The sequence below is a fragment of the Pseudoalteromonas sp. SG43-7 genome (assembly GCF_014164295.1).
GTDB lineage: Bacteria > Pseudomonadota > Gammaproteobacteria > Enterobacterales > Alteromonadaceae > Pseudoalteromonas > Pseudoalteromonas rhizosphaerae.
In genome coordinates this window covers 1-250 of the sequence record NZ_JACJEY010000229.1, presented here as the reverse complement: position 1 = coordinate 250, position 250 = coordinate 1, and the positions used below count along the sequence as shown (strand labels likewise).

The 250-nt window shown below is 39.2% G+C and carries 1 pseudogene; it reads right to left on the bottom strand.

The features are described 5' to 3' along the window. Positions 1-126: 126 nt before the first annotated feature. Positions 127-250: pseudogene (locus tag H5200_RS23650) on the bottom strand (winged helix-turn-helix domain-containing protein); the annotation flags it as partial.

Below are 250 nucleotides of genomic sequence, written 5' to 3'. Positions count from 1 at the left end.
AATTTGGCATATTCAAGTTTTTGTTGTGCACTGAGTGTTACTTTTGATTTTCTGGTCATAGTGATACCTTTTGGGTTTAGCTCATTTTACGCTATAAACCTGTCCAGTTTCATTAGACCATTACAGGGTGTGAAGGATCGTTTCCACTTGGAACTTTTTTAAAAGCCTCTTGGCTTTCTTTTGACTGCTTTGGGTGCTTAGAACGGCTTGTGATCCAGCTAAACCCACGCTTCTTGAGCAGTTTGTAAAT